Origin of the sequence: Kitasatospora cineracea (assembly GCF_003751605.1) — a bacterium.
In the GTDB taxonomy this organism is placed as follows: Bacteria; Actinomycetota; Actinomycetes; order Streptomycetales; family Streptomycetaceae; genus Kitasatospora; species Kitasatospora cineracea.
In genome coordinates, this window is sequence record NZ_RJVJ01000001.1 from 2,862,494 (window position 1) to 2,883,855 (window position 21,362).

The window sequence follows — 21,362 nt, forward strand, 5'->3', positions numbered from 1 at the left end:
CTCCTGTGAGTGGTGAGAGTACGAGCTTCCTGATCGGGGCCCTGCTGCTGGTGGTGCTCGGCTGGCTGGCCGCGTGCGCCGAGGCGGGGATCTCCCGGATCTCCCGGTTCCGCGCCGAGGAGGCGGTCCGCTCCGGGCGGCGCGGCTCCGACCGGCTGCTGACCCTGGCCTCGGACAGCATCCGGTACCTGAACCTGGCGACGCTGATCCGGGTCGCCTGCGAGATGGCCGCCGCGGTGCTGGTCACCGTGGTGTGCGTGCGCGGCTTCCAGCAGACCTGGCAGGCCGTGCTGGTGGCGTTCGGCGTGATGGTGCTGGTGTCCTTCGTGGCGGTCGGGGTCTCCCCGCGCACGATCGGCCGCCAGCACCCGCTGAGCACCGTCACCGCGGCGTCCTGGGTGCTGCTGCCGCTGGCCCGGATCCTCGGGCCGATCCCGCGGCTGCTGATCCTGCTGGGCAACGCGCTGACGCCCGGCAAGGGCTACAAGGAGGGCCCGTTCGCCTCCGAGGCCGAACTGCGGGCCCTGGTCGACCTCGCCGAGAAGGACGACCTGATCGAGGACGAGGAGCGCCGGATGGTGCACTCGGTCTTCGAACTCGGCGACACCATCGTGCGCGAGGTGATGGTGCCGCGCACCGACCTGGTGATGATCGAGCGGCACAAGACCGTCCGGCAGACCCTGACCCTGGCGCTGCGCTCCGGCTTCTCCCGGATCCCGGTGGTCGGCGACAACGAGGACGACGTGGTCGGCATCGTCTACCTCAAGGACCTGGTGCGCCGCACCCACATCAACCGGGACGCCGAGTCCGAGCAGGTCGACTCGGTGATGCGCCCCGCGGTGTTCGTCCCCGACTCCAAGCCCGCCGCCGACCTGCTGCGCGAGATGCAGCAGATGCGCTCGCACGTCGCCATCGTGATCGACGAGTACGGCGGCACCGCCGGACTGGTCACCATCGAGGACATCCTGGAGGAGATCGTCGGCGAGATCACCGACGAGTACGACCGGGAGATCGCCCCGGTCGAGGACCTCGGCGACGGCTCCTACCGGATCACCGCCCGGCTCACCGTGGAGGACCTCGGCGAGCTGTTCGGGATCGAACTGGACGACGAGGACGTGGAGACCGTCGGCGGGCTGCTGGCCAAGTGCCTGGGCCGGGTGCCGATCCCGGGCTCCTCGTGCGAGGTGCCGGTGCCGGAGGGCAGCGGGCTGGCCGCGATCGGCCTGACCGCCGAGAGCTCGGCGGGCCGGCGCAACCGGATCGGCACCGTGGTGGCCACCCCGGTGCGGATCGCCGCCGAGGCGGACGAGGAGCAGGCCGAGCAGGCGGCTTCCTAGCCCTCCGCTCCCGCGCAGCGCACCGCGTTGCTCCTACGGCCCCTTGGACGGCCCCTTGGACGACCCCTTGGACGGGCCCTTGGACGGGCCGTCCTGATCGGCGCCGCCGATTGGGACGGTGCGTCCCGGGGCCCGTTTGCCTTGTCGCCCGGGCGTGCGCACCGTGGAAGACATGGCACATCTACTGCGCGCGGAGTACGGCCCGAGCGGGCCGGCCGGCGGGGTGGCCAGGTGGCACGTGGTCCGTGACACCGACCCTTCGCACGGCATGTGCGGCGCCGAGCTCGCCTCGGACGCCGAGAGCAGGCCGGAGGAGGCCTGGGGCACCGGGCTGCACTGCTGCCAGCAGTGCGGGTCGCTGTACCTCCACGAGGTGCCGTTCCTCCGGTCCGACCACGCGGGGAGGACCTGATGAGACTGCACGACGAACTCCCGGTCGACCACCGGCTCGGCACCGTCTACCGCTACGGCGCGGGCCTCGGCGGCCTGTTCCTGGTGGTGTTCGGCATCCTCGGGCTGACCGGCGCCAGTCCGGGCTTCCTGGACACCTCGGGCAAGGAGGTGATCGGCCTGTCCAGCAACGGGGCGCTGAGCGTGCTGTCGCTGGTGGCCGGCGGGATCCTGATCCTGGGCGCGGTGATCGGCGGCAACACCGCCTCCAACATCAACATGGTCATGGGCGTGCTGTTCGTGCTGGCCGGCTTCGTCGGCCTGATGGTGCTGGACTCCAGCGCCAACCGGCTCGCCTTCCACATCTCCAACGTCATCTTCAGCTTCGTGTTCGGCTTCGTGATCCTGACCTTCGGCATGTACGGCCGGGTCAGCGGCCACCTACCGCAGGACAACCCCTACTGGAAGCGGCGCCACCCCGGCGACACCGCCCAACCGGACGGCCCGCCCGCCCTGGTGAAGGTGCTCCGCCCCGGCCCGCCCAACCCGACCGGACACTGAGCCGGGAGGCACCGACCCGGGAGGCGCTGACCCGGAGGGCACCGACCCGGAAGGCACCGATCACTTCGTCGTAGAGTGGGACCACCAGGCCCGACGGACCGTCAGATCCGTTGGGCCGCAGTCTGCTTGGAGGGGGAACGACGATGACGGAGCGCACGCTCGGAGCGCTGGCCAGCTCGCCGATCGGGTTCGGGGCGATGGTGCTCTCGCCCGGCATGTACGGCGAGATCGACGAACGGCGCGGACAGGACGCGCTGCGGGCCGCGATCGACGCCGGGGCCCGGCTGATCGACACCGCCGACGGCTACGGCGCGGACGGGCACAACGAACAGCTGATCGGCCGGGCCGTCGCGGGGCGCCGGGACGAGGTGGTGCTCGCCACGAAGTTCGGCTTCCGGGTGCCGGACGGCGCCGAGGCGCACCGCTTCCCGGTGAACTTCGCGTTCGGCGAGCTCGCGGTCAACTGCGAGCCGAAGCACGTCCGGGGCTACGCGGAGCAGTCGCTGCGCAACCTCGGCACCGACGTGATCGACCTGTACTACCCGCACTTCCCGGACCCGCAGGTGCCGTTCGAGGACACCGTCGGCGCGGTCGCCGAGCTGGTCGCCGACGGGCTGGTCCGGCACCTGGGCGTCTCCAACGTGACGGCCGCGCAGCTGCGCGCCGCGCACGCGGTGCACCCGGTGGCGGCGGTGCAGACCCAGTGGTCGATGTGGCAGCCGATCGACCCGGAACTACTGGCCGCCGCCCGCGAACTGGGCGTCGGCGTGGTGGCCTGGGGCCCGCTCGGCGGCGGCTTCCTGACCGGCACCGTGCAGCAGGTCGCCGAGGGCGACTTCCGGCAGCACCAGGCCAGGTTCTCGGCCGAGAACCTGGCCGCCAACAACGACCGGTACGCCCCGCTGCGGGCGATCGCCGCGGAACTCGGCGTCACCCCCGGCCAACTGGCGCTGGCCTGGCTGCTGCACCGGGACGAGCACGTGGTGCCGATCCCCGGCAGCCGGACCCCGGCGCACATCGCGGAGAACCAGGCCGCTGCGGAACTGGCGCTGGACGCGGCGGTGCTGGGCCGGATCGACGCGGCGCTCGCCGCGTTCGCGCCGGCGGGCGAGGGGGCGCTGCTCAGGGACTGAGCCCGAGGGCCGAGTGGCGGCCCTACTCGGGTACCCGACTTTGTTGGCTTGGTTAGCTAACTATGCTCAGGGCCATGACCGAGATTTCCGAGCTGGACCCCGAGGACAAGAAGATCATCACGCTGGCCCGCTCGGCCCGCGCCCGCAACGGCGTGGCCGAGGGGGCGGCGGTCCGGGACGAGACCGGGCGGACGTACGTGGCCGGGACGGTGGCGCTGCCGTCGCTGGAGCTGAGCGCGCTGCGGACCGCGGTGGCGATGGCGGTGGCCAGCGGGGCGAAGGGCCTGGAGGCGGCCGCGGTGGTGTCCGGGGCGGACGCGCCGGCGGCGGCCGACCTGGCCGCGGTGCGGGACCTGGGCGGGGCCGGCACGCCGGTGCTGCTGGCCGGGCCGGACGGGGTGCTGAAGGTGGCCGCGGCGGCGGAGTGAGCCCGGTGGCGGGGAGGGGGCCGGAGCGGGGCGGGAACGGGCCCCGTCCGGCCTTGTGGCGGACCCTGCGGGTGGGATAATCGCACCGGCGAGGGTCCGGTCCCGGTGGGGGAGCCGGGAAGCCCGGGAGCCCGGGGAGGGGACATGGGCGTCGCGGCGTTCTTCTGCGGACTGCTGCTCTGCGTCATGGGCTTCGGGCGCTGGCACGAGACCGGCTCCCCGTGGTGGCTGGCCGGCACCCTGACCCTGCTGGCGCTCGTCCTGGTCGGCGCGATCACCGGGGGCGGGAAGAAGACCGGCTGACGCCGTCCCGCGCCCGTTGACCGGGGCGCCCCCGGGGATCGGGGACAATGGGTGCCATGAATGCCCCTTCCTCCCCGTACCGCTCCGGATTCGCGTGCTTCGTCGGCCGCCCCAACGCGGGCAAGTCGACCCTGACCAACGCCCTGGTCGGGACGAAGGTTGCGATCACCTCCGACCGCCCGCAGACCACCCGGCACACCGTCCGCGGCATCGTGCACCGGCCCGACTCGCAGCTCGTGCTGGTGGACACCCCCGGGCTGCACAAGCCCCGCACCCTGCTCGGCGAGCGGCTCAACGACCTGGTCCGCACCACCTGGGCGGAGGTCGACGTGATCGGTTTCTGCGTGCCCGCCGACCAGAAGCTCGGCCCCGGCGACAAGTTCATCGCCAAGGAGCTCGCCGAGATCCGCAAGACGCCCAAGGTGGCGATCGTCACCAAGACCGACCTGGTCGACTCCAAGCGGCTCGCCGAGCAGCTGATCGCCGTCCACCAGCTGGGCGCCGAGCTCGGCATCGAGTGGGCCGAGATCATCCCGGTCTCCGCCGTCGGCGACCAGCAGGTCGAGCTGGTGGGCGAGCTGCTGGCCAAGCTGATGCCCGAGGGCGTGCCGCTGTACCCGGACGGCGACCTCACCGACGAGCCCGAGCAGACCATGGTCGCCGAGCTGATCCGGGAGGCCGCGCTGGAGGGCGTGCGCGACGAGCTGCCGCACTCGCTGGCCGTGGTGGTCGAGGAGATGATCCCGCGCGAGGGCCGTCCCGCCGACCGCCCGCTGCTGGACATCCACGCCAACGTGTACATCGAGCGGCAGAGCCAGAAGGCCATCGTGATCGGCGCCAAGGGCTCCCGGCTGAAGCACGTCGGCACCACCGCCCGCAAGCAGATCGAGGCGCTCCTGGGCACCCCGGTCTACCTGGACCTGCACGTCAAGGTGGCCAAGGACTGGCAGCGCGACCCCAAGCAGCTGCGTAAGCTCGGCTTCTGACGGGGCGTCGAGCGGGGAGGGGCCGGTCGGGATGGAACTGCACACCCACGAGTGGGGCGGGGGAGAGCGCACCGCCCTACTGGTCCACGGCATCCAGGCCGACCACCGGACCTGGCGGCTGATCGGCCCCGAACTCGCCGCCCGCGGCTACCGGGTGATCGCCGTCGACCTGCGCGGCCACGGCGCCTCCCCGCGCGGCACCGGCGCGACGCCCCGCGAGCGGTACGGGCCCGAGCAGTTCGCCGAGGACCTGGTCGACACCCTGCCCGCCGGGGCCGACCTGGCGATCGGCCACTCGATGGGCGCGCCGGCGCTCTGGCGGGCCGTCGAGCAGCTGAAGCCCGCCCGGGTGGTCTACAGCGACCCCGCCTTCGTGTACGACCGCCCCGGGCTCGGGCCGGAGCCGTTCATCGGCTTCAAGCGCTTCGGGACCAGGCAGTTCATCACCAGCATGCACCCGAACTGGCCGGACGAGGACGTCGACGCCGAACTCGCCGCGCTCGCGCTCTGGGACACCGACACCGCGCTCGGCCTGTGGGCGCACCCCGAACTGTCCGTCCTGCCGGGCGCCCCGGTCGTCCCCTCGCTGGTCCAGCTCGCCGACCCCAGCGGCCTGGTGCCGGACGGGGACGCCGCCGAGCTGCGCCGCCGCGGCTTCGAGGTGCGCACCGTGCCGGGCGCCGGACACAGCATCCACCGCGACGACCCGGCGGGCTTCCTGGCCTCGCTGGACGGGTGGATCTGAGCGACCCCCGCGCGTGCGGGCCTGCAGGGCAGGCGGGCCGGCCGGGTGAGGGCGGGCCGGGCCGGGGGTGTCGCCGGGTGCGGGGTCAGGCCCCTTCGCGCAGTACCAGGCTCACCAGCTCGCGCTGGGAGTCGGTGAGCTTCGGGTCGGCGCAGTGCACGGTGCGGCCGTCGACGGTGATCTCGTAGTGGAAGCCGTCGGGCACGCCGTACGCGGGCGCGCGCAGCCCGCCGGCCACCGCCTCCCGGGCCAGGGCGTGCACGTGCGGGGCGTCCGGCCGCTCCGTGGTGTCCATCTCGGCATACCGGAGCAGGCCGGCGAACCCGCCGGTGCGGGTGACCTGGATACGCATGGTTGTCAGTGTGCTACGCAACGAAGGGGTTTGCCGAGGATTTTCACCAACTCCTCGCAGCGCTCCCGGGCTTTCGGCGGCGCCGCGGGGCGGGCCCGGGCCGTCTCACTGGGTGGGATCGTGGCCCGGCTCACTGCGCCGGCCCGTCCGGTCTTGTTACAGTGGCGACATCATGCGTATCCGGCTGCTTCTTCTTAGCTGCCGCGGCGAGGGCCTGTAGTCCAGTCAAGGCCGGCCCCCTCGCCGCGGGGAGTCGTGTTGCGCCCAGCGTGATCTCTCGCGGCGCATTCAGTCGGCCCAGTCGGGTGTCCTCACCCCCGACCGCAGACCGCCTTCGACAAGGGAAGCCGAGAGCCTCACCCATGACCGAACAGTCCTCCGTCGCCCGCGCGTTCGTCGACCGTCCGACTCCGATCACCGCCGGCACCGTGCAGCAGAAGCCCTCGGGGATGCCGTTCCAGCGGTACGTACCCTTCGGCACCGTCGACCTGCCGGACCGCACCTGGCCGAGCAAGGTGATCACGCAGGCCCCCCGCTGGCTGTCCACCGACCTGCGCGACGGCAACCAGGCGCTGATCGACCCGATGTCTCCGGCCCGCAAGCGCAAGATGTTCGACCTGCTGGTGGGGATGGGCTACAAGGAGATCGAGGTCGGCTTCCCCTCCTCCGGTGCCACCGACTTCAACTTCGTCCGCTCGCTGATCGACGAGGGCGCGATCCCGGAGGACGTCACCATCTCGGTGCTGACCCAGGCCCGCGAGGACCTGATCGAGCGCACCGTGGAGTCGCTGAAGGGCGCGCCGCGGGCCACCGTGCACCTGTACAACGCGACTTCGCCGCTGTTCCGCCGGGTGGTGTTCCGGGCGAGCAAGGAGGAGATCAAGGCCATCGCGGTGGACGGCACCCGGCTGGTGATGGAGTACGCCGAGAAGATCCTGGGCGACGGGACGGTCTTCGGCTACGAGTACTCGCCGGAGATCTTCATCGACACCGAGCTGGACTACGCGCTGGAGGTCTGCGAGGCGGTGATGGACGTCTGGCAGCCGGGCGAGGGCCGCGAGATCATCCTGAACCTGCCGACCACCGTCGAGCGCTCCACCCCGAACGTCTACGCCGACAAGATCGAGTGGATGTCGCGGAACCTGTCGCGCCGCGAGTTCGTCTGCCTGTCCACCCACCCGCACAACGACCGCGGCACCGGCGTGGCCTCCGCCGAACTGGCCGTGATGGCCGGCGCCGACCGGGTCGAGGGCTGCCTGTTCGGGCAGGGCGAGCGCACCGGCAACCTGGACCTGGTCAACGTCGGGATGAACCTGTTCTCGCAGGGCGTCGACCCGATGATCGACTTCTCCGACATCGACGAGATCCGCCGCACCGCCGAGTACTGCAACCAGATGCCGGTCGCCGAGCGCCACCCCTACGCGGGCGACCTGGTCTTCACCTCCTTCTCCGGCTCGCACCAGGACGCGATCAAGAAGGGCTTCGACGCCCTGGAGGCCGACGCGGCCGCCGCCGGCGTCCCGGTCTCCGAGTACACCTGGGGCGTGCCCTACCTGCCGATCGACCCGAAGGACGTCGGCCGCAGCTACGAGGCGGTCATCCGGGTCAACTCGCAGTCCGGCAAGGGCGGCATCGCCTACGTGCTGAAGAACGACCACAAGCTGGACCTGCCGCGCCGGATGCAGATCGAGTTCTCCAGGATCATCCAGGCCAAGACCGACGCCGAGGGCGGCGAGGTCACCCCCGCCGACATCTGGGCGGTCTTCCAGGACGAGTACCTGCCGACCCCGGCCAACCCGTGGGGCCGGATCTCGCTGAGCGGCTCCCGCAGCCTGACCACCGAGGACGGCCGCGACGCGTTGAGCACCGAGGCGGTCGTCGACGGCACCCCCGTCACCCTGACCGGCACCGGCAACGGCCCGGTCTCCGCGTTCGTCAACGCGCTGGCCTCGATCGGCGTGGACGTCCGCGTGCTGGACTACGCCGAGCACGCGCTGAGCGAGGGCGGCGACGCGCAGGCCGCCGCGTACGTCGAGTGCGCCGTCGGCGACAAGGTGCTGTGGGGCGTCGGCATCGACTCCAACACCGTGCTGGCCTCGCTGAAGGCCATGGTCAGCGCCGTCAACCGGTCGGCCCAGCGGGACTGACCCCGCCCCGGCACCCGCACCGCTCCGAGGGGACCCGCCACCGGCGGGTCCCCTCCGCGTCCTCCCGGCGGATCTCCCTTCCCACCGGAGCGAATTGACGGGCCCTCAGGAGGGGTTCGGCCCGGCGGGCGAACGCCCGGGCGGTGCCGCCGATCACGTGTGGCCCCGGTCACAAATTTTCCCCTCGGCACCCGTTCAGGGTGCTGACACGAGCCGGTAACCGTGGCAACATCGACGAACCGGAACCGGGGTCGGTGGGACGACTCCGGCGTCCGGTCGCGTGACCTGCCCATTGATGTGCAGGCCGCCTGCCATGTCTGGGGAGTGGCGCCGTGACAGGGTTGTGGGGTGTTCGCCCTCGGTGGCGGACGGATGTCCTCGGTGAATTCTTCTGCCCGGGCTGTGGTGGAGACCGCAACTACCGCCGGCAGCACGGCCGGCGGTGGCTGCGGTTGCTCGGGACGCCGGTGCTGCCGCTCGGCGGCGTGGCCCGCAGCGTCCAGTGCACCTCCTGCCGCGGCCGCTACGGGGTCGACGCCCTGGACCAGTTGACCTCGGTCCGGCTCGGCGGGATGCTCCGCGACGCCCAGTACACCATCGCCCTGGCCGCGCTCGCCGCCGGCGGCACCACCGGGCGCGGCGGGCGGGAGGCCGCCTGTGCGGTGATCAAGGAGGCCGGGTTCGACGACTGCGGCGAGGCCCAGGTGCTGGCCGCGCTGGCCGCGCTCTCCGGACACGGCGGCGGCGAACCGCTCGACGTGGACGTCGAGGGCGGCGGACTCACCGTCGAACTGCACGCCGCGCTCGAACCGCTCGCCCCGCACCTCGCCGTCCAGGGCCGCGAACGCCTGCTCACCCTCGGCGCCATGGTCGCCCTCGCCGACGGCCGCTACCTCCCGCAGGAGCGGGCCGCGCTCGCCGTGATCGGCCGCTGCCTGCGCCTCACCGCCCCGCAGGTGGACCGGCTGCTGGAAGCGGCCACCCGCGCCCCGCACTGACCGCCCCGCCGGGCACCGACCACCCGCACTGACCGCCCGCACTGACCGCCCGCACTGACCGCTCGTCCTCCGCACCACCCAAGACTCGTCCTCCGCACCACCCACGAGCCGGGCCCGAACTCCCCCCTCCCGGGCCCGCCGTGTCCCGCACCGCACGGGTGAAAGCCCCACAACCCCGGTGCGGGTTCACGGCTGCGCGCCGCACTGCCGGGGCCCTCGACCGGCGGGGCTGTCGGCGGGGTGCGGGACAATGGGTCCCACCATGAGTCTCTTCCGCGACGACGGCATCGTGCTGCGCACCCAGAAGCTCGGCGAGGCCGACCGGATCATCACCTTCCTCACCCGCCAGCACGGCCAGGTCCGGGCGGTGGCCCGGGGGGTGCGCCGGACCAAGTCGAAGTTCGGCGCCCGCCTCGAACCGTTCTCGCACGTCGACATCCAGTTCTTCAGCCGCGGCAGCGAACTGGTCGGCCGCACCCTGCCGCTGTGCACCCAGGTGGAGACGATCGCCCCCTACGGCGCCCGGATCGTCGACGACTACACCCGCTACACCGCCGGCACCGCGATGCTGGAGACCGCCGAGCGCTTCGCCGAGAACGAGGGCCAGCCCGCCGTCCAGCAGTACCTGCTGCTGGTCGGCGCCCTGCGCACGCTGGCCGCCGGCACCCACCAGGCGCACCTGGTGCTGGACGCCTTCCTGCTGCGTTCGCTCGCCGTCAACGGCTACGGCGCGAGCTTCACCGACTGCGCCCGCTGCGGACTGCCCGGCCCCAACCGGTTCTTCTCGCTCCAGGCCGGCGGCGTGCTGTGCGGCGACTGCCGGGTGCCGGGAAGTGCCGTACCCTCCCCTGAGACACTGGTACTGCTCGGCGCGCTGCTCTCCGGAGACTGGCAGACCGCCGACGGCTGCGAGCCGCGGTACTGGCGCGAGGGCAGCGGGCTGGTGGCCGCCTACCTGCAGTGGCACCTGGAGCGGGGTATCCGCTCGATGAGATACGTGGAGAAGTGAGCATGGTCGCGCGACGGCTGTTCGGTAGCAAGCGGACGTACGAGTCCCCGGCCCCGCACCCGAGCGGTGCCAAGCCGCCGAAGATCCCGTCCGAACTGGTCCCCAACCACGTCGCCTGCGTCATGGACGGCAACGGCCGCTGGGCCAAGGAGCGCGGCCTGCCCCGCACCGAGGGCCACAAGGTCGGCGAGGCCGTCGTCCTCGACGTGCTGCGCGGCTGCCTGGAGATCGGCGTCAAGAACCTCTCGCTGTACGCGTTCTCCACCGAGAACTGGAAGCGCTCCCCGGAAGAGGTGAAGTTCCTGATGAACTTCAACCGGGACGTGATCCGCCGCCGCCGCGACGAGATGGACGCCCTGGGCATCCGGATCCGCTGGGTCGGCCGGATGCCGCGGATGTGGAAGAGCGTGGTCCAGGAGCTCCAGGTCGCCCAGGAGCAGACCAAGAACAACGACGCCATGACGCTGTACTTCTGCGTCAACTACGGCGGCCGGGCCGAGATCGCCGACGCCGCGCTGGCCATCGCCCGCGACGTCGCCGCCGGGAAGCTCAACCCGGAGAAGGTCAACGAGAAGCTGTTCGCCAAGTACCTGTACTACCCCGACATGCCGGACGTCGACCTGTTCCTGCGCCCCAGCGGCGAGCAGCGCACCTCCAACTTCCTCGCCTGGCAGTCCGCCTACGCCGAACTCGTCTTCCAGGACGTGCTCTGGCCGGACTTCGACCGCCGCGATCTGTGGCGCGCCTGCGAGCAGTACGCCCGCCGCGACCGCCGCTTCGGCGGTGCGCTCCCCAACGAGGTCGGCGCCGAGGTCCCGCCGCAGCGCTGACCGGCCGGGCGGGTCGGCCGCGCCGGTCGGGCGCGGGTGCGTGGGTGGCCGGGCGCGCGGACGGGTGGGCGTGCGGACGGGTGGGCGTGCGGGCCGGGCACGCTGGCTGGGCGCGCGGGCTGGCTGGCTTGGCTGCGGAGAGTACGGCCGAGGGCCCGGATCGGACTGCTCCGATCCGGGCCCTCGCTGCCGTCCGGGCCGGGTGGTGGTGTTCGCCGTCCGGCCGGGCGGTGCCTACTCCTGCTGCTGCTTGGCGGCGCACTCTCCGCAGGTGCCGAAGATCTCCAGGGTGTGCGCGATGTCGCTGAACCCGTGTTCGGCGGCGACCGCGTTGGCCCAGCGTTCCACCGCCGGGCCCTCGACCTCGACGGTCGCCCCGCAGTGCCGGCACACCAGGTGGTGGTGGTGCCCGCTGCTGCACCGCCGGTAGACCGCCTCGCCCTCGGCGGTGCGCAGCACGTCCACCTCGCCGGCCTCGGCGAGGGACTGCAGCGTGCGGTAGACGGTGGTCAGACCCACCGAGTCGCCCCGGTGCTTGAGCATGTCGTGCAGTTCCTGCGCGCTGCGGAAATCCTCAATCTCGTCCAGGACCGCCGAGACGGCGGTGCGCTGCCGAGTCGATCGCGCGCGCGGCGACGGGCCTGCGGTGGTCACCGTGGGTCCTCCTGCTGATCGGGTGGTTTCGCACATCATTGTGCCAGCCCCCGACTTGACAGCGACTCCCCCGACAGCGGTGCATCGATCGCCGCCCCTGCCGGTGCCCGGACCGGCTCCGTCCCCTCCAGGACTGCGGCCGGGCCTCCCGCGGTTCCCGGGCCGCCGGAGGAATCCTCGGTGGCGGTGGCGGTGGCGGTGGCGGTGGCGGTGGCGGGGTCGGCGTTGGCGGGGCCGGGCAGGGCCACGTCGCAGACCGCCGGGCCGTGCTCGGTGGAGGCCCGGTGCCGTCGCCGGGCCAGTGGTGCGGCGATCGCGCTGAACAGCGCGAAGGTGAGGATGGCCAGGAACACGATGGTCGGGCCGGACGGCAGGTCGACCTGGTAGGAGGTGCCGACGCCGAGCAGCGCCGTCACCACGCCGACGCCGATCGCGGTGGCCTGGGTGGCCGCGAAGGAACGGGTCAGCTGCTGGGCGGCCGCCACCGGGACCACCATCAGCGCGCTCACCAGCAGCAGGCCGACCACCCGCATGGCGACGGTCACGGTGACCGCGGCCATCACCGCGAGCAGCAGGTTCAGCACCCGTACCGGCAGGCCCGTCACCCGGGCGAACTCCTCGTCCTGGCACACCGCGAACAGTTGGCGGCGCAGGCCCACGGTGACCGCGATGACCACGGCCGCGAGCAGGCCGATCACCACCAGGTCGCCGGGGGAGACGAACAGGATGGAGCCCCACAGGTAGCTCTCCAGGCTGCCCGCGCCGGACTGGCTGCTCATCGAGACCAGCAGTTTGCCGCCGGCCATGCCGCCGTAGAAGAGCATCGCCAGGGCGATGTCGCCGCGCTGGTTGCCGCGGGCCCGGACCAGCTCCATCACGACGGCGCCGAGCACGCAGACCAGCACCGCCGTCCACATCGGGTTGGCCTGGAACAGGAAGCCCAGGCCGACGCCGGTCAGCGCGACGTGCCCGATGCCGTCGCCCATCAGCGCCTGTCGGCGCTGCACCAGGTAGATGCCGATCGAGGGCGCGGTGACGCCGACCAGCACGGCGGCGAGGAACGCCCGCTGCATGAAGTCGGGTTGGAACATCTCGATCATGCCAGTAGCCCCTGGGTGGTGCGGTGGTGGTCGTCGGCGTGCGGATGGACGTGGTCGTGGCCGGGCAGCGCGTGCTGGCCGACGCTCCGGGGCGGCGGTCCGTCGTGCGCCACGCAGCCGTCGCGGAGCACCACGGCGCGGTCGATCAGCGGCTCCAGCGGCCCGAGTTCGTGCAGCACCAGCAGTACCGCGCAGCCGCGCTCCACCTCGTTGCGGAGGATGTCGGCGAGCACCTGCTGGCTGTCCACGTCGACGCCGGCCATCGGCTCGTCCATGATCAGCAGGTCGGGCACGCCGACCAGGGCGCGGGCGATCAGCACCCGCTGGTGCTGGCCGCCGGACAGGTGGGCCACCCCGTCACCGGCCCGGTCCAGCATGCCGACGGCGGTCAGCGCCCGGTCCACCGCGGCCCGGTCCTTGCGGCGGAACGGCAGCAGCCCGTGCTGCGGCAGCCGCCCGGTGGAGACCACCTCGCGGACCGTGGCGGGCACCCCGCCCGCCGCGGTGGTGCGCTGCGGCACGTACCCGATCCGGTGCCAGTCGCGGAACTTGCGGTACGGCCGGCCGAACAGCTCCAGGCTGCCCCCGTCCAGTGGCACCGAACCGATCACGCTCTTCACAGTGGTGGACTTGCCGGACCCGTTGGCGCCCAGCAGGGCTACCACCTCGCCCGGTCGAACGGTGAGGTCGACGCCACGCAGCACCGGTCGTCCCCCGATGCTGGCGACCGCTCCCCGCAGCCCGACGACCGCCGCCCCGGTCTCGCTCCCGGTGCGTCCGCCGGAGGTCCCGCGGGTCTTCTCGTCGGTGTGGTCGCCGGTGCTCTGGTCGGTGCTCTTGTCGGTGTTCCGGCCGGTGTTCCGGTCGGCGCCCCCGCCGGCGGCCGGGTGCGGCCGGTCGGAGTCTGTCGTGGGAATGACAGCGCTCATCGTGGTTCCTCGCTCTGCTCTCGCCGCTCGCCCAGGTCCGCTCAGCTGGCGCCGAGCGCGGCCCGCAGGTTGGTCAGGTTCTGCCGCATGACGGAGAAGTAGTCGTTGCGGTCCGGCTCCTTGATCCCCTCCAGGGGGTCGAGCACGGCGGTCTTGAGGCCCAGGTCGGCGGCCACGGTCTCGGCCAGCTTGGGGCTGACCAGGGCTTCGAAGAAGACGGTGGTCGCGCCGTTGTCCTTGGCGGCGCGCTGGATCGCTGCCATCCGGGACGGGGTGGGCTCGGCCTCCGGGTCGACCCCGTTGATGGCGACCTGCTCCAGTCCGTAGTGGTCGGCGAGGTAGCCGAAGGCGGCGTGGCTGGTGACGAAGGTGTGGGTGGTGGTGTTCGCCAGGCCGTCCTTGAACTCCTGGTCCAGGGAGTTCAGCCGGGTCACCAGGTCGTCGGTGTTGCGCCGGTAGTCGTCGGCGTTGGCGGGGTCGATCTCCGCGAACTCCGCGCCCACGCTGCGGGCCACCGCCGCGTACCGGGCCGGGTCCAGCCAGATGTGCGGGTCGCCGGTCGCGCCGCTGTGCTCGTGCCCGCTCTCGCCGTCGTGCGTCTCGGTTTCGCCCTCCCCGCCCTCGTCGAGGTGGTGGTCCACCAGGGGGGAGGCGGCGGTCGCGTCCACCGCGTGCTTGAGGTGGGACTGCGCGACGGCCTTGTCCACGGTCGGCTGCAGGCCCTTCAGGTACACCACCGCGTCGGCCCGCTGAACGGCCGCGACCTGCTTGGCCGTCAGTTCCAGGTCGTGCGGTTCCACGCCCGGGGCCGTCAGGTCGGTGATCTTGACGTGCTCCCCGCCTATCTGCCGGGCCAGGAACTCCATCGGGTAGAAGGAGGCCACCACGTCCAGCTTTCCACCGTCCTTGCCCGCCGCGCTGCTGACGCCGCCGCAGCCGGAGAGCAGCAGTGATCCGGCGAGGGCGGTGGTGGCAAGGGCTATCGAGGGGGACGGGCGACGAATCTTCATGACAACCATTCTCATCTTATCTGGAAATGATTGTCAACTTGCATTGGGTGGACCCGTCCCCTAACGCGCGCCGCGGGCGCCCTCGCCGCCGTCCGTACCGGCAGGGCGCCGCGCCTTCACCCCGCGACCTCCAACACGCCGGAGAACGCACGGCTGTTCACTCCCGGTACAGCCACCCGGCGGCCCGCCCGTGCCACTATCGAGTTGAACCCCGCCCCCGCATCCCCGGTACCCTGAGTTATTCGGGCGCGCGCAACCAGCCGCGTCCTGACCGTGCCGTCGTACTGAAGAGAGCACTGTGGCCGCCGACAAGATCGACACGATCGTCAGCCTGAGCAAGCGCCGTGGCTTCGTCTACCCCTGCAGCGAGATCTACGGCGGTACGCGTGCCGCCTGGGACTACGGTCCGCTGGGAGTCGAGCTCAAGGAGAACATCAAGCGCCAGTGGTGGCGCGCGATGGTCACCGCTCGGGAGGACGTCGTCGGTATCGACTCCTCGGTGATCCTCGCCCGCGAGGTCTGGGAGGCCTCCGGCCACGTTGCGACCTTCAACGACCCGCTGACCGAGTGCCTCTCCTGTCACAAGCGCTTCCGCGCCGACCACCTGGAAGAGGCCTACGAGGCCAAGCACGGCAAGCTCCCGGCCAACGGCCTGGCCGACCTCAACTGCCCGAACTGCGGCAACAAGGGCGCCTTCACGGAGCCCAAGGAGTTCTCGGGCATGCTGAAGACGCACCTCGGCGTCACCGAGGACGCGGCCGGCCTGGCCTACCTCCGCCCGGAGACCGCGCAGGGCATCTTCACCAACTTCCGCGCCGTCCAGACCACCGCGCGCAAGAAGCCGCCGTTCGGCATCGCCCAGGTCGGCAAGAGCTTCCGCAACGAGATCACCCCCGGCAACTTCATCTTCCGCACCCGCGAGTTCGAGCAGATGGAGATGGAGTTCTTCGTCAAGCCGGGCGAGGACGAGACCTGGCACGAGTACTGGCTCGAGCAGCGCTGGAACTGGTACGTCGACCTCGGCCTGCGGACCGAGAACATGCGCTTCTTCGAGCACCCCAAGGAGAAGCTGTCCCACTACGCCAAGCGCACGGTGGACATCGAGTACCGCTTCAACTTTGGCGGCAGCGAGTTCTCCGAGCTGGAGGGCGTGGCCAACCGCACCGACTACGACCTGACGGTGCACAGCGAGCACTCAGGCCAGGACCTCAAGTACTTCGACCAGGACGCGAACGAGCGGTACTTCCCGTACGTCATCGAGCCCGCGGCCGGCCTCAACCGCGCCATGCTGGCCTTCCTGCTCGACGCCTACTTCGAGGACGAGGCGCCGAACGCCAAGGGCGTCATGGAGAAGCGCGTCGGCATGCGGCTGGACCCGCGGCTGGCCCCGGTCAAGGTCGCGGTGCTCCCGCTGTCCCGCAACGCCGACCTCTCGCCGAAGGCCCGCGGTCTCGCCGCCGACCTGCGCTCCGCCTGGAACGTCGAGTTCGACGACGCCGGGGCGATCGGCAAGCGCTACCGCCGCCAGGACGAGATCGGCACCCCGTTCTGTGTCACCGTCGACTTCGACACCCTCGAGGACAACGCGGTGACCGTCCGCGAGCGTGACACCATGGCGCAGGAGCGTGTGTCGCTCGACCAGGTGAAGTCCTACCTGGGCGCCCGCCTGATCGGCTGCTGACACCGAGCGCCGCAAGCAGGAACGCAGTTCTTCGTCCGGCCGGTGGGCCGTCCCTTTCCGGGGGCGTCCCGCCGGCCGTTCGGCGTTCTGTGCCTGTACGGGTAACTACCTTGCGAGGCATGCCTGTTCGCGAGTCGGGGGGTGGGGTCGCAGGGTTTCGCGAAGGCCCGCTCAGCGGCGCGGACGGGACTTCGACCGCGACCGGGGCGCCGGCTCGGTCGGCAGACCCGCGGTGCGCAGGGCGGCGAACGCGCTGCGGGCCCGGCTCTCCTCCAGGTCGTCGGCGGCGAACAGCAGCGCGTCGTACAGCTCCGCCGAGCCCCGGATCGCGGCCGCGAACTGTCCGACGTCACTGGCCGAACGCAGTCGCACCAACTCGCCGATCAGCGCGGTCGCCGACTCCTCGTCCAGCGCGGTGGCGATCGCCGCGACCTCCTTGAGCGGTCGTCCCGCCGCCTGGCGCAGGAGGTGGCGGGCATCGTCGGAGCGCCCGGATGCCCGCAAGTGTCCGGTCAGTTCGGCGAGTTCACCGGCGGGTGCGGAGGCCCGCTCCCACAGCAGGGTCTGCCCGTCGGCCGACTGATCTGACTGCTCCAGGGCCGCGAGCAGCGCCGGAAGGGCCTGGGCGCTCACCGACCACAGGGCGTGGAACAGGTCCGCGGCCTCGTCCACCAGCCCTTCCTGGCGTAGTTCCGCCAGGGCGGCCGCCGCGTGTTCCGGGGAGCCGGAGGCCACCGACCGGGCCAGGTAGGTGGAGGAACCGGCCGGTCCTTGGGCTCGCAGCAGCGTGGCCAGCCCGGCCAGGTCGGACGGCGTGATCATCAGTGCCACCTGCGCCACGATGGCGGCGGACTCGTGCACCGCTCCCTGTCGGTGCAGGTCGGTGATCCGCTGGGCGAGGGCAACCAGCTCGGCGCCCGTCCGGGCGCGGGGCCCGTCCTCCGGCGCGGTCGCCCTCGGGCCGGCCGCTGAGTCCCGGAATGCGGTGCTGTTGCTGCCGGGCGCGGTGCCCGCTCCGCTGTTCCCGGTCGCGTTGCGCCCTGCGTTCGGGCGGACGGTGCTGTCGGCCCGGGCATCGCCAAGTCCCTCGTTCGGCGCGCTTGCTCTGGCCCATGAGGTGCCGGTGGGTTCTTCCGCTCGGATAGCAGGCCCGCCATTGCGGGTGGCGGTGTCGTGCTCGCCGGTGCCAGGGCGGGGCTGGGCAGCGTTGGCGTGCTCCTCGTTCCTCCGGGCCGCGCGGAGGGGACGGCCGACCCGGAAGCGGGCGCCGCGCAGCGGCGGGGCGCCGGTAGCCGGAACGGCGGGTGGGGCGGTGGCGCCGGTCGGGTCGGTCGGATCGGTCGGTTCATGGACGGAGCCCGATCCGGGGCCTCCGCCGAAGCGGGCCCCGGTCGGGAACGAGCGCTGCGGGGGCACCAGGGGAGAGGCTGGTCCGGCAGGGCCCGGTGCCCAGAAGTCCTGGGCGGAGGGTTCCGGGCTGCGGCCCGGTGCGGGGGAGGGGGCGGAGCGGCCGGCCAGTCGTCCGGCCAACTGTCGTTCCTCGGCTGCCAGGAGGCGGTCGCTCAGTTCGAGGCAGCGTGCGCCGAGTCCTTCGCGGAGGGTCTGTGCCTGGGCTAGTTGTCGCACCAGTTCGGGATCGGGCTGCTGGGGCGGTCGGCCGTACGCGGGCGCGTGGTCGGGTTCATGGCCGGCCCGGACGGCTTCGGCGAGTCTGCGCTCGCGCTGTGCGGCGAACTGCCGCGCTCTCAGGAGTTCGTCCAGCTCTGCTCTGAGCATCTGGACATCGACCGAATCCGGCCCCGAATTGCGTACGGTCATCGCGCCCCGCCCGACCTCTCCATGGAGGCCACCCGACTGGCCTCCGAACACAACGACTGGTGGCCATCCTGGCGCTGCCGTACGGCGGCCACGTTACGGGAGCAAGTCTTAACCTTTTCGGGCTGGAGATGCGAGTGGCCGGTGTGGCGCGGGAGGCCGGTGCGACTCGTGAATTTCGGCCAACTTCTGTGCGGCTCACCCCACTTGCCAGGAGAATGCGCAACTCACCTACTAGTTTCCGTAGTTGATGGTCCGTCAGCTTGCCAGGCGTGCTCGCGCTTCCATCAGTGCGAAACCGAGCAGGTTCAACCCCCGCCACCGGGCGGGGGACCCGGCCCGTTCGTCGTCCGCCGCGAGCCCGATGCCCCAGATCCGGTCGAGCGGGCTGGCCTCCACGAGGACACGCCCGCCGGTGCGGAGCAGGTACGTGCGGAGCCGTTCGTCCTGTTCGAACTTCGCGGTGCTGCCAGTCACCACCAGTTCGAAACGGTGCGCCACCCACCGGTCCTCGTCGAACCCCTTGACCAGGCGCCCCAGATTCTTCGCCTCCGCGGGCGTCCGTGCCCGGAGGATCTTCGGGACGATCTCCTCGTCCTCGAACAGCCGGGCCTTCCCGGCCATCATCCAGTGTTCGGCGGTGCGGTACTGGACCCCGTCGACGCTGAACGGGGAGGGCCACCACTGGCTGAGCGCGCCGGACCCGATCTGCCCGTCCCGCTGTGGCTGGTGGCCCCAGAAGTACAGGTACTTCGGGTGCGCCCCGGACGCGACCGCGGCCGTCAACTGATCGAGGGTGCGCACCTCGCTCGGAGAGCTGGTCGGGTTCGTCGTCATGTCCTCATCCTCGCACCGGCCCAGCCTGCCGGACCTGCCATTTTTCCTGTGGACACCTGCGGCGACACCCGCCCGCCCCCAAAGCGCGGCCACCGGTCCGGCCCGCCTTCGCCTGCCCATGCTGTGCCTGCGTTCCCAGACAGGGGCGGAGCGCCTGCCGACCACACCCCGCACCGGCCAGCGCGGCACCCGGGTCGGGGGTCGATGGCCGGGGCGCGGTCGGTGGGCGGCAGGGCGAATCGCACTGTGGAGGTGTCAAGGAACGGAAGGTGCGGGTGGGAAGGGCGTGTTCACATCGACGGCAGCTCGGGCTGCGAGGTCATCGACAGGGTGGGGCGGCTCCTTTCAACCCGAGGCCGGGTAGTCGTCCAGACGTACCCGACGTCCGGAGGGCTGCCGGGTCCTCCTGGTGCCGGGACGTGCTGCTGCGGGCTCTGCCAGTACGGTGCTCAACCTCCCGGCGCAGAGCGGCGGGGCGAGCCGGCCGTGTTCTGGCGGAGCTTCCGGGAGCGCAACTCCCGGAAGCAGGTCGGGCGCGCTGCGGCTGGCCGTCGCAGCCCGGGATTACGCCGTGAGGAAGCGGCCGCCGCTCGCGGGGCGGCGGATGCTGCCCGGTGCGCCCGGCCGGGGCAGGCCCGGGGCCGAGATCCGGCGTTCGGTGCCCGATCGGTCGACCGTGCCGGGTGGTCAGGTCGGCGGATCCCGGCGGCCGTCGCGGCCGGGAGCGTACTGACGGAACGCCCTGTCGCCGTGGCGGTCGGGCCACCGTCCGGCCCGCTTCCGGTCGCGGTGACCCGCAACCGGCTCGACATTCCGGTGTACATCCGGTCCGCCGGGGACGCGGAAACGATCCCGGTGGATCGCGCCGTCAGCTGGATGGTCTGCACTGACACTCCTTTCCTGAGGAACCCGGTGGGCGGGCTGCCCACCGGGGCCGGGGCCACGGCACACGGCCGGAAGGCCCCGAACATCCGGAACGCCCGGAACCTGCGCCACCGCCCGGCCACCTGCACCGGGCCGCCGCCCGCGCCGACTGGCCCGTCGCTGGCGGACCCCGCGCGAACGGCCCGTGGCCGTGGTCGGACCGCCGCCGACCAGCACGCGGCGGCCAGCGGCAGCTCCGCGCACCCCGCCATCAACAGGGCGGCCAGCAACTCGGAGCCGCCGGCAGCCGTCGCCAGGTCGCACCCGGCGTCGGTGACCAGCAGGGTGCCCGCCAACCCGGCCGGCCAGAACGGGCTCCGGCCCTGCCGCAGGCACGCGGCGGAAGCCGACAGGGCCGCTGACTCGACCAGGTCGAGCACCGCCCAAGGGCGGCCGCCGGGCAGCACGGCCAGCAGCGCCGACCAGGGCAGCAGGACCAGCCCGCAGCCCAGGAACAGCACCTGCGGCCGCAGCCACCCGGCCCGTCGGACCGTACGGGCAGACCGCCCCGCGACGACGACGCCACCGCCAGCCGGGGAGAGCCCGGGATCGAGCGCGCGCTCATGCGACCCTCCCCGACTCCTGGTGCTCCACGCCGCAGCACGCCTCCGACAACTGCGCCCAGCGGAACCCCCCGGTCGCGGAGGCGAACCAGAACCGGCCCACCACCCGCACGGTCGCGGCACCGGTGGCCCGCCGCCGCAGCCCGCCGGTGAGAAAACGCACCGGTGGGGGAGCCCCGCAGGGTGGCAGCCGGCCCCAGGCGCACGCGACCCGTCCTTCCCCCCGTGCTCCGGCCCTGCCGAGCCGGGCTCCGCGCAACCCGGCGCCACCGAGCGAGGACTCGACCACGACATCGAGCAGTTCGCCGTGCTCGTAGACCTCCATGGCCGGTCGGCGGCCCGCCCGCAGCCGCACCGACCACGGGCCGACCTCGGCGACCTTCCCCAACTCGTCTTCGGTGCAGGGCAGTTCGTGATCGACGTCGGAGAACTGGGAGGCTGCCGCCCGAGCGGGGGCGAGCGGACCGCGGACACAGCGCATCAGGTTCGTATTCGTCATGCCGTCAAGAATCCTTCGGCGGAAGGATCTTGTCGGTAGCGCGCGGTCCCGTCTTTGGGGTGTAGCCAGCTACACCCCAAAGACGGAGGCCCATGCCATGGAAGCCGAGATCGGACGGCCTCTACGCTGAT

21 protein-coding genes are annotated in these 21,362 nt (G+C 72.1%); 13 read left to right on the plus strand and 8 right to left on the minus strand.

Annotation, left to right across the window (positions count from 1 at the left end; translation table 11 throughout):
- Positions 1–5: 5 nt before the first annotated feature.
- The 8 genes from EDD39_RS13090 to EDD39_RS13120 all read left to right on the plus strand — a co-directional run bounded on the left by EDD39_RS13090 (position 6) and on the right by EDD39_RS13120 (position 5,883).
- On the plus strand, positions 6–1,337 hold the full coding sequence (locus EDD39_RS13090) for a hemolysin family protein (RefSeq protein WP_208765493.1): 1,332 nt from the start codon (positions 6–8) through the stop codon (positions 1,335–1,337).
- A 172-nt stretch (positions 1,338–1,509) separates the two neighbouring features.
- The gene (locus EDD39_RS13095; protein WP_030458628.1) at positions 1,510–1,749 is read left to right on the plus strand and encodes a hypothetical protein; all 240 of its coding nucleotides are present in this window, start codon (positions 1,510–1,512) and stop codon (positions 1,747–1,749) included.
- Positions 1,749–2,288 carry a DUF4383 domain-containing protein gene (locus EDD39_RS13100; RefSeq protein ID WP_123555762.1) on the plus strand — a complete coding sequence of 180 codons (540 nt, stop codon included), beginning with the start codon at positions 1,749–1,751 and terminating at the stop codon, positions 2,286–2,288. The genes EDD39_RS13095 and EDD39_RS13100 overlap by 1 nt, the downstream gene beginning before the upstream one ends.
- A 143-nt stretch (positions 2,289–2,431) precedes the next feature.
- The gene (locus tag EDD39_RS13105) at positions 2,432–3,421 is read left to right on the plus strand and encodes an aldo/keto reductase (RefSeq protein WP_123555764.1); all 990 of its coding nucleotides are present in this window, start codon (positions 2,432–2,434) and stop codon (positions 3,419–3,421) included.
- A 74-nt stretch (positions 3,422–3,495) separates the two neighbouring features.
- Entirely contained in the window at positions 3,496–3,849 is a 354-nt protein-coding gene (locus EDD39_RS13110; RefSeq protein ID WP_030458625.1) for a cytidine deaminase, read from the plus strand.
- A gap of 144 nt (positions 3,850–3,993) precedes the next feature.
- Complete coding sequence (locus tag EDD39_RS39525) at positions 3,994–4,152, plus strand: hypothetical protein (protein WP_157852182.1); 159 nt, start codon at positions 3,994–3,996, stop codon at positions 4,150–4,152.
- Between the two features lie 56 nt (positions 4,153–4,208).
- Positions 4,209–5,138, plus strand: coding sequence for a GTPase Era (era, locus tag EDD39_RS13115; protein WP_035954266.1), 930 nt, complete (start codon positions 4,209–4,211; stop codon positions 5,136–5,138).
- 31 nt (positions 5,139–5,169) lie between these two features.
- Positions 5,170–5,883, plus strand: coding sequence for an alpha/beta fold hydrolase (locus EDD39_RS13120; RefSeq protein WP_123555766.1), 714 nt, complete (start codon positions 5,170–5,172; stop codon positions 5,881–5,883).
- 85 nt (positions 5,884–5,968) lie between these two features.
- On the opposite strand, the gene EDD39_RS13125 is transcribed toward EDD39_RS13120, so the two are convergent.
- Positions 5,969–6,235 carry a protealysin inhibitor emfourin gene (locus EDD39_RS13125; RefSeq protein WP_030458622.1) on the minus strand — a complete coding sequence of 89 codons (267 nt, stop codon included), beginning with the start codon at positions 6,233–6,235 and terminating at the stop codon, positions 5,969–5,971.
- 362 nt (positions 6,236–6,597) lie between these two features.
- Between EDD39_RS13125 and leuA the strand changes: the two genes are divergently transcribed.
- From leuA to EDD39_RS13145, 4 genes are all read left to right on the plus strand, one after another.
- On the plus strand, positions 6,598–8,382 hold the full coding sequence (leuA, locus tag EDD39_RS13130) for a 2-isopropylmalate synthase (protein ID WP_123555768.1): 1,785 nt from the start codon (positions 6,598–6,600) through the stop codon (positions 8,380–8,382).
- Between the two features lie 452 nt (positions 8,383–8,834).
- Positions 8,835–9,380, plus strand: coding sequence for a tellurite resistance TerB family protein (locus tag EDD39_RS13135; protein WP_341869299.1), 546 nt, complete (start codon positions 8,835–8,837; stop codon positions 9,378–9,380).
- 262 nt (positions 9,381–9,642) lie between these two features.
- The gene (gene recO / locus EDD39_RS13140; RefSeq protein ID WP_030458619.1) at positions 9,643–10,389 is read left to right on the plus strand and encodes a DNA repair protein RecO; all 747 of its coding nucleotides are present in this window, start codon (positions 9,643–9,645) and stop codon (positions 10,387–10,389) included.
- Positions 10,390–10,391: 2 nt separating this feature from the next.
- A complete protein-coding gene (locus tag EDD39_RS13145; RefSeq protein WP_123555772.1) occupies positions 10,392–11,219 on the plus strand; it encodes an isoprenyl transferase in 828 nt (275 codons plus the stop codon).
- A gap of 234 nt (positions 11,220–11,453) precedes the next feature.
- Here EDD39_RS13145 and EDD39_RS13150 read toward each other — a convergent pair whose 3' ends face one another.
- From EDD39_RS13150 to EDD39_RS13165, 4 genes are read right to left on the minus strand one after another with little or no spacing between them, the layout of a single operon-like run.
- Positions 11,454–11,873, minus strand: coding sequence for a Fur family transcriptional regulator (locus tag EDD39_RS13150; RefSeq protein ID WP_030458617.1), 420 nt, complete (start codon positions 11,871–11,873; stop codon positions 11,454–11,456).
- 35 nt (positions 11,874–11,908) lie between these two features.
- Positions 11,909–12,970, minus strand: coding sequence for a metal ABC transporter permease (locus tag EDD39_RS13155; RefSeq protein WP_425269751.1), 1,062 nt, complete (start codon positions 12,968–12,970; stop codon positions 11,909–11,911).
- A complete protein-coding gene (locus EDD39_RS13160) occupies positions 12,970–13,902 on the minus strand; it encodes a metal ABC transporter ATP-binding protein (RefSeq protein WP_244256701.1) in 933 nt (310 codons plus the stop codon). Before EDD39_RS13160 ends, EDD39_RS13155 begins: the two co-directional genes overlap by 1 nt.
- Positions 13,903–13,943: 41 nt before the next feature.
- The gene (locus EDD39_RS13165) at positions 13,944–14,912 is read right to left on the minus strand and encodes a metal ABC transporter substrate-binding protein (RefSeq protein WP_123555776.1); all 969 of its coding nucleotides are present in this window, start codon (positions 14,910–14,912) and stop codon (positions 13,944–13,946) included.
- 298 nt (positions 14,913–15,210) lie between these two features.
- Here EDD39_RS13165 and EDD39_RS13170 point away from each other — a divergent pair, with 298 nt between their 5' ends.
- Entirely contained in the window at positions 15,211–16,593 is a 1,383-nt protein-coding gene (locus EDD39_RS13170) for a glycine--tRNA ligase (protein ID WP_030458613.1), read from the plus strand.
- Positions 16,594–16,764: 171 nt separating this feature from the next.
- On the opposite strand, the gene EDD39_RS13175 is transcribed toward EDD39_RS13170, so the two are convergent.
- From EDD39_RS13175 to EDD39_RS13190, 3 genes are all read right to left on the minus strand, one after another.
- Positions 16,765–17,454, minus strand: coding sequence for a hypothetical protein (locus EDD39_RS13175; protein WP_123555778.1), 690 nt, complete (start codon positions 17,452–17,454; stop codon positions 16,765–16,767).
- Between the two features lie 1,212 nt (positions 17,455–18,666).
- A complete protein-coding gene (locus EDD39_RS13180) occupies positions 18,667–19,245 on the minus strand; it encodes an NADAR family protein (RefSeq protein WP_123555780.1) in 579 nt (192 codons plus the stop codon).
- A 1,485-nt stretch (positions 19,246–20,730) separates the two neighbouring features.
- Entirely contained in the window at positions 20,731–21,231 is a 501-nt protein-coding gene (locus EDD39_RS13190) for a hypothetical protein (RefSeq protein ID WP_123555784.1), read from the minus strand.
- Positions 21,232–21,362: the final 131 nt, after the last annotated feature.

Coding starts and splice junctions, on each gene's coding strand:
- EDD39_RS13100 (WP_123555762.1), top strand. CDS start 1,749: ATGAGACTGCACGACGAACTCCCGGTCGACCACCGGCTCGGCACCGTC.
- EDD39_RS13125 (WP_030458622.1), bottom strand. CDS start 6,235: ATGCGTATCCAGGTCACCCGCACCGGCGGGTTCGCCGGCCTGCTCCGG.
- EDD39_RS13190 (WP_123555784.1), bottom strand. CDS start 21,231: ATGACGAATACGAACCTGATGCGCTGTGTCCGCGGTCCGCTCGCCCCC.
- EDD39_RS13110 (WP_030458625.1), top strand. CDS start 3,496: ATGACCGAGATTTCCGAGCTGGACCCCGAGGACAAGAAGATCATCACG.
- EDD39_RS13160 (WP_244256701.1), bottom strand. CDS start 13,902: ATGAGCGCTGTCATTCCCACGACAGACTCCGACCGGCCGCACCCGGCC.
- era (WP_035954266.1), top strand. CDS start 4,209: ATGAATGCCCCTTCCTCCCCGTACCGCTCCGGATTCGCGTGCTTCGTC.
- EDD39_RS39525 (WP_157852182.1), top strand. CDS start 3,994: ATGGGCGTCGCGGCGTTCTTCTGCGGACTGCTGCTCTGCGTCATGGGC.
- EDD39_RS13095 (WP_030458628.1), top strand. CDS start 1,510: ATGGCACATCTACTGCGCGCGGAGTACGGCCCGAGCGGGCCGGCCGGC.
- EDD39_RS13165 (WP_123555776.1), bottom strand. CDS start 14,912: ATGAAGATTCGTCGCCCGTCCCCCTCGATAGCCCTTGCCACCACCGCC.
- EDD39_RS13105 (WP_123555764.1), top strand. CDS start 2,432: ATGACGGAGCGCACGCTCGGAGCGCTGGCCAGCTCGCCGATCGGGTTC.
- recO (WP_030458619.1), top strand. CDS start 9,643: ATGAGTCTCTTCCGCGACGACGGCATCGTGCTGCGCACCCAGAAGCTC.
- EDD39_RS13120 (WP_123555766.1), top strand. CDS start 5,170: ATGGAACTGCACACCCACGAGTGGGGCGGGGGAGAGCGCACCGCCCTA.
- EDD39_RS13180 (WP_123555780.1), bottom strand. CDS start 19,245: ATGACGACGAACCCGACCAGCTCTCCGAGCGAGGTGCGCACCCTCGAT.
- EDD39_RS13145 (WP_123555772.1), top strand. CDS start 10,392: ATGGTCGCGCGACGGCTGTTCGGTAGCAAGCGGACGTACGAGTCCCCG.
- leuA (WP_123555768.1), top strand. CDS start 6,598: ATGACCGAACAGTCCTCCGTCGCCCGCGCGTTCGTCGACCGTCCGACT.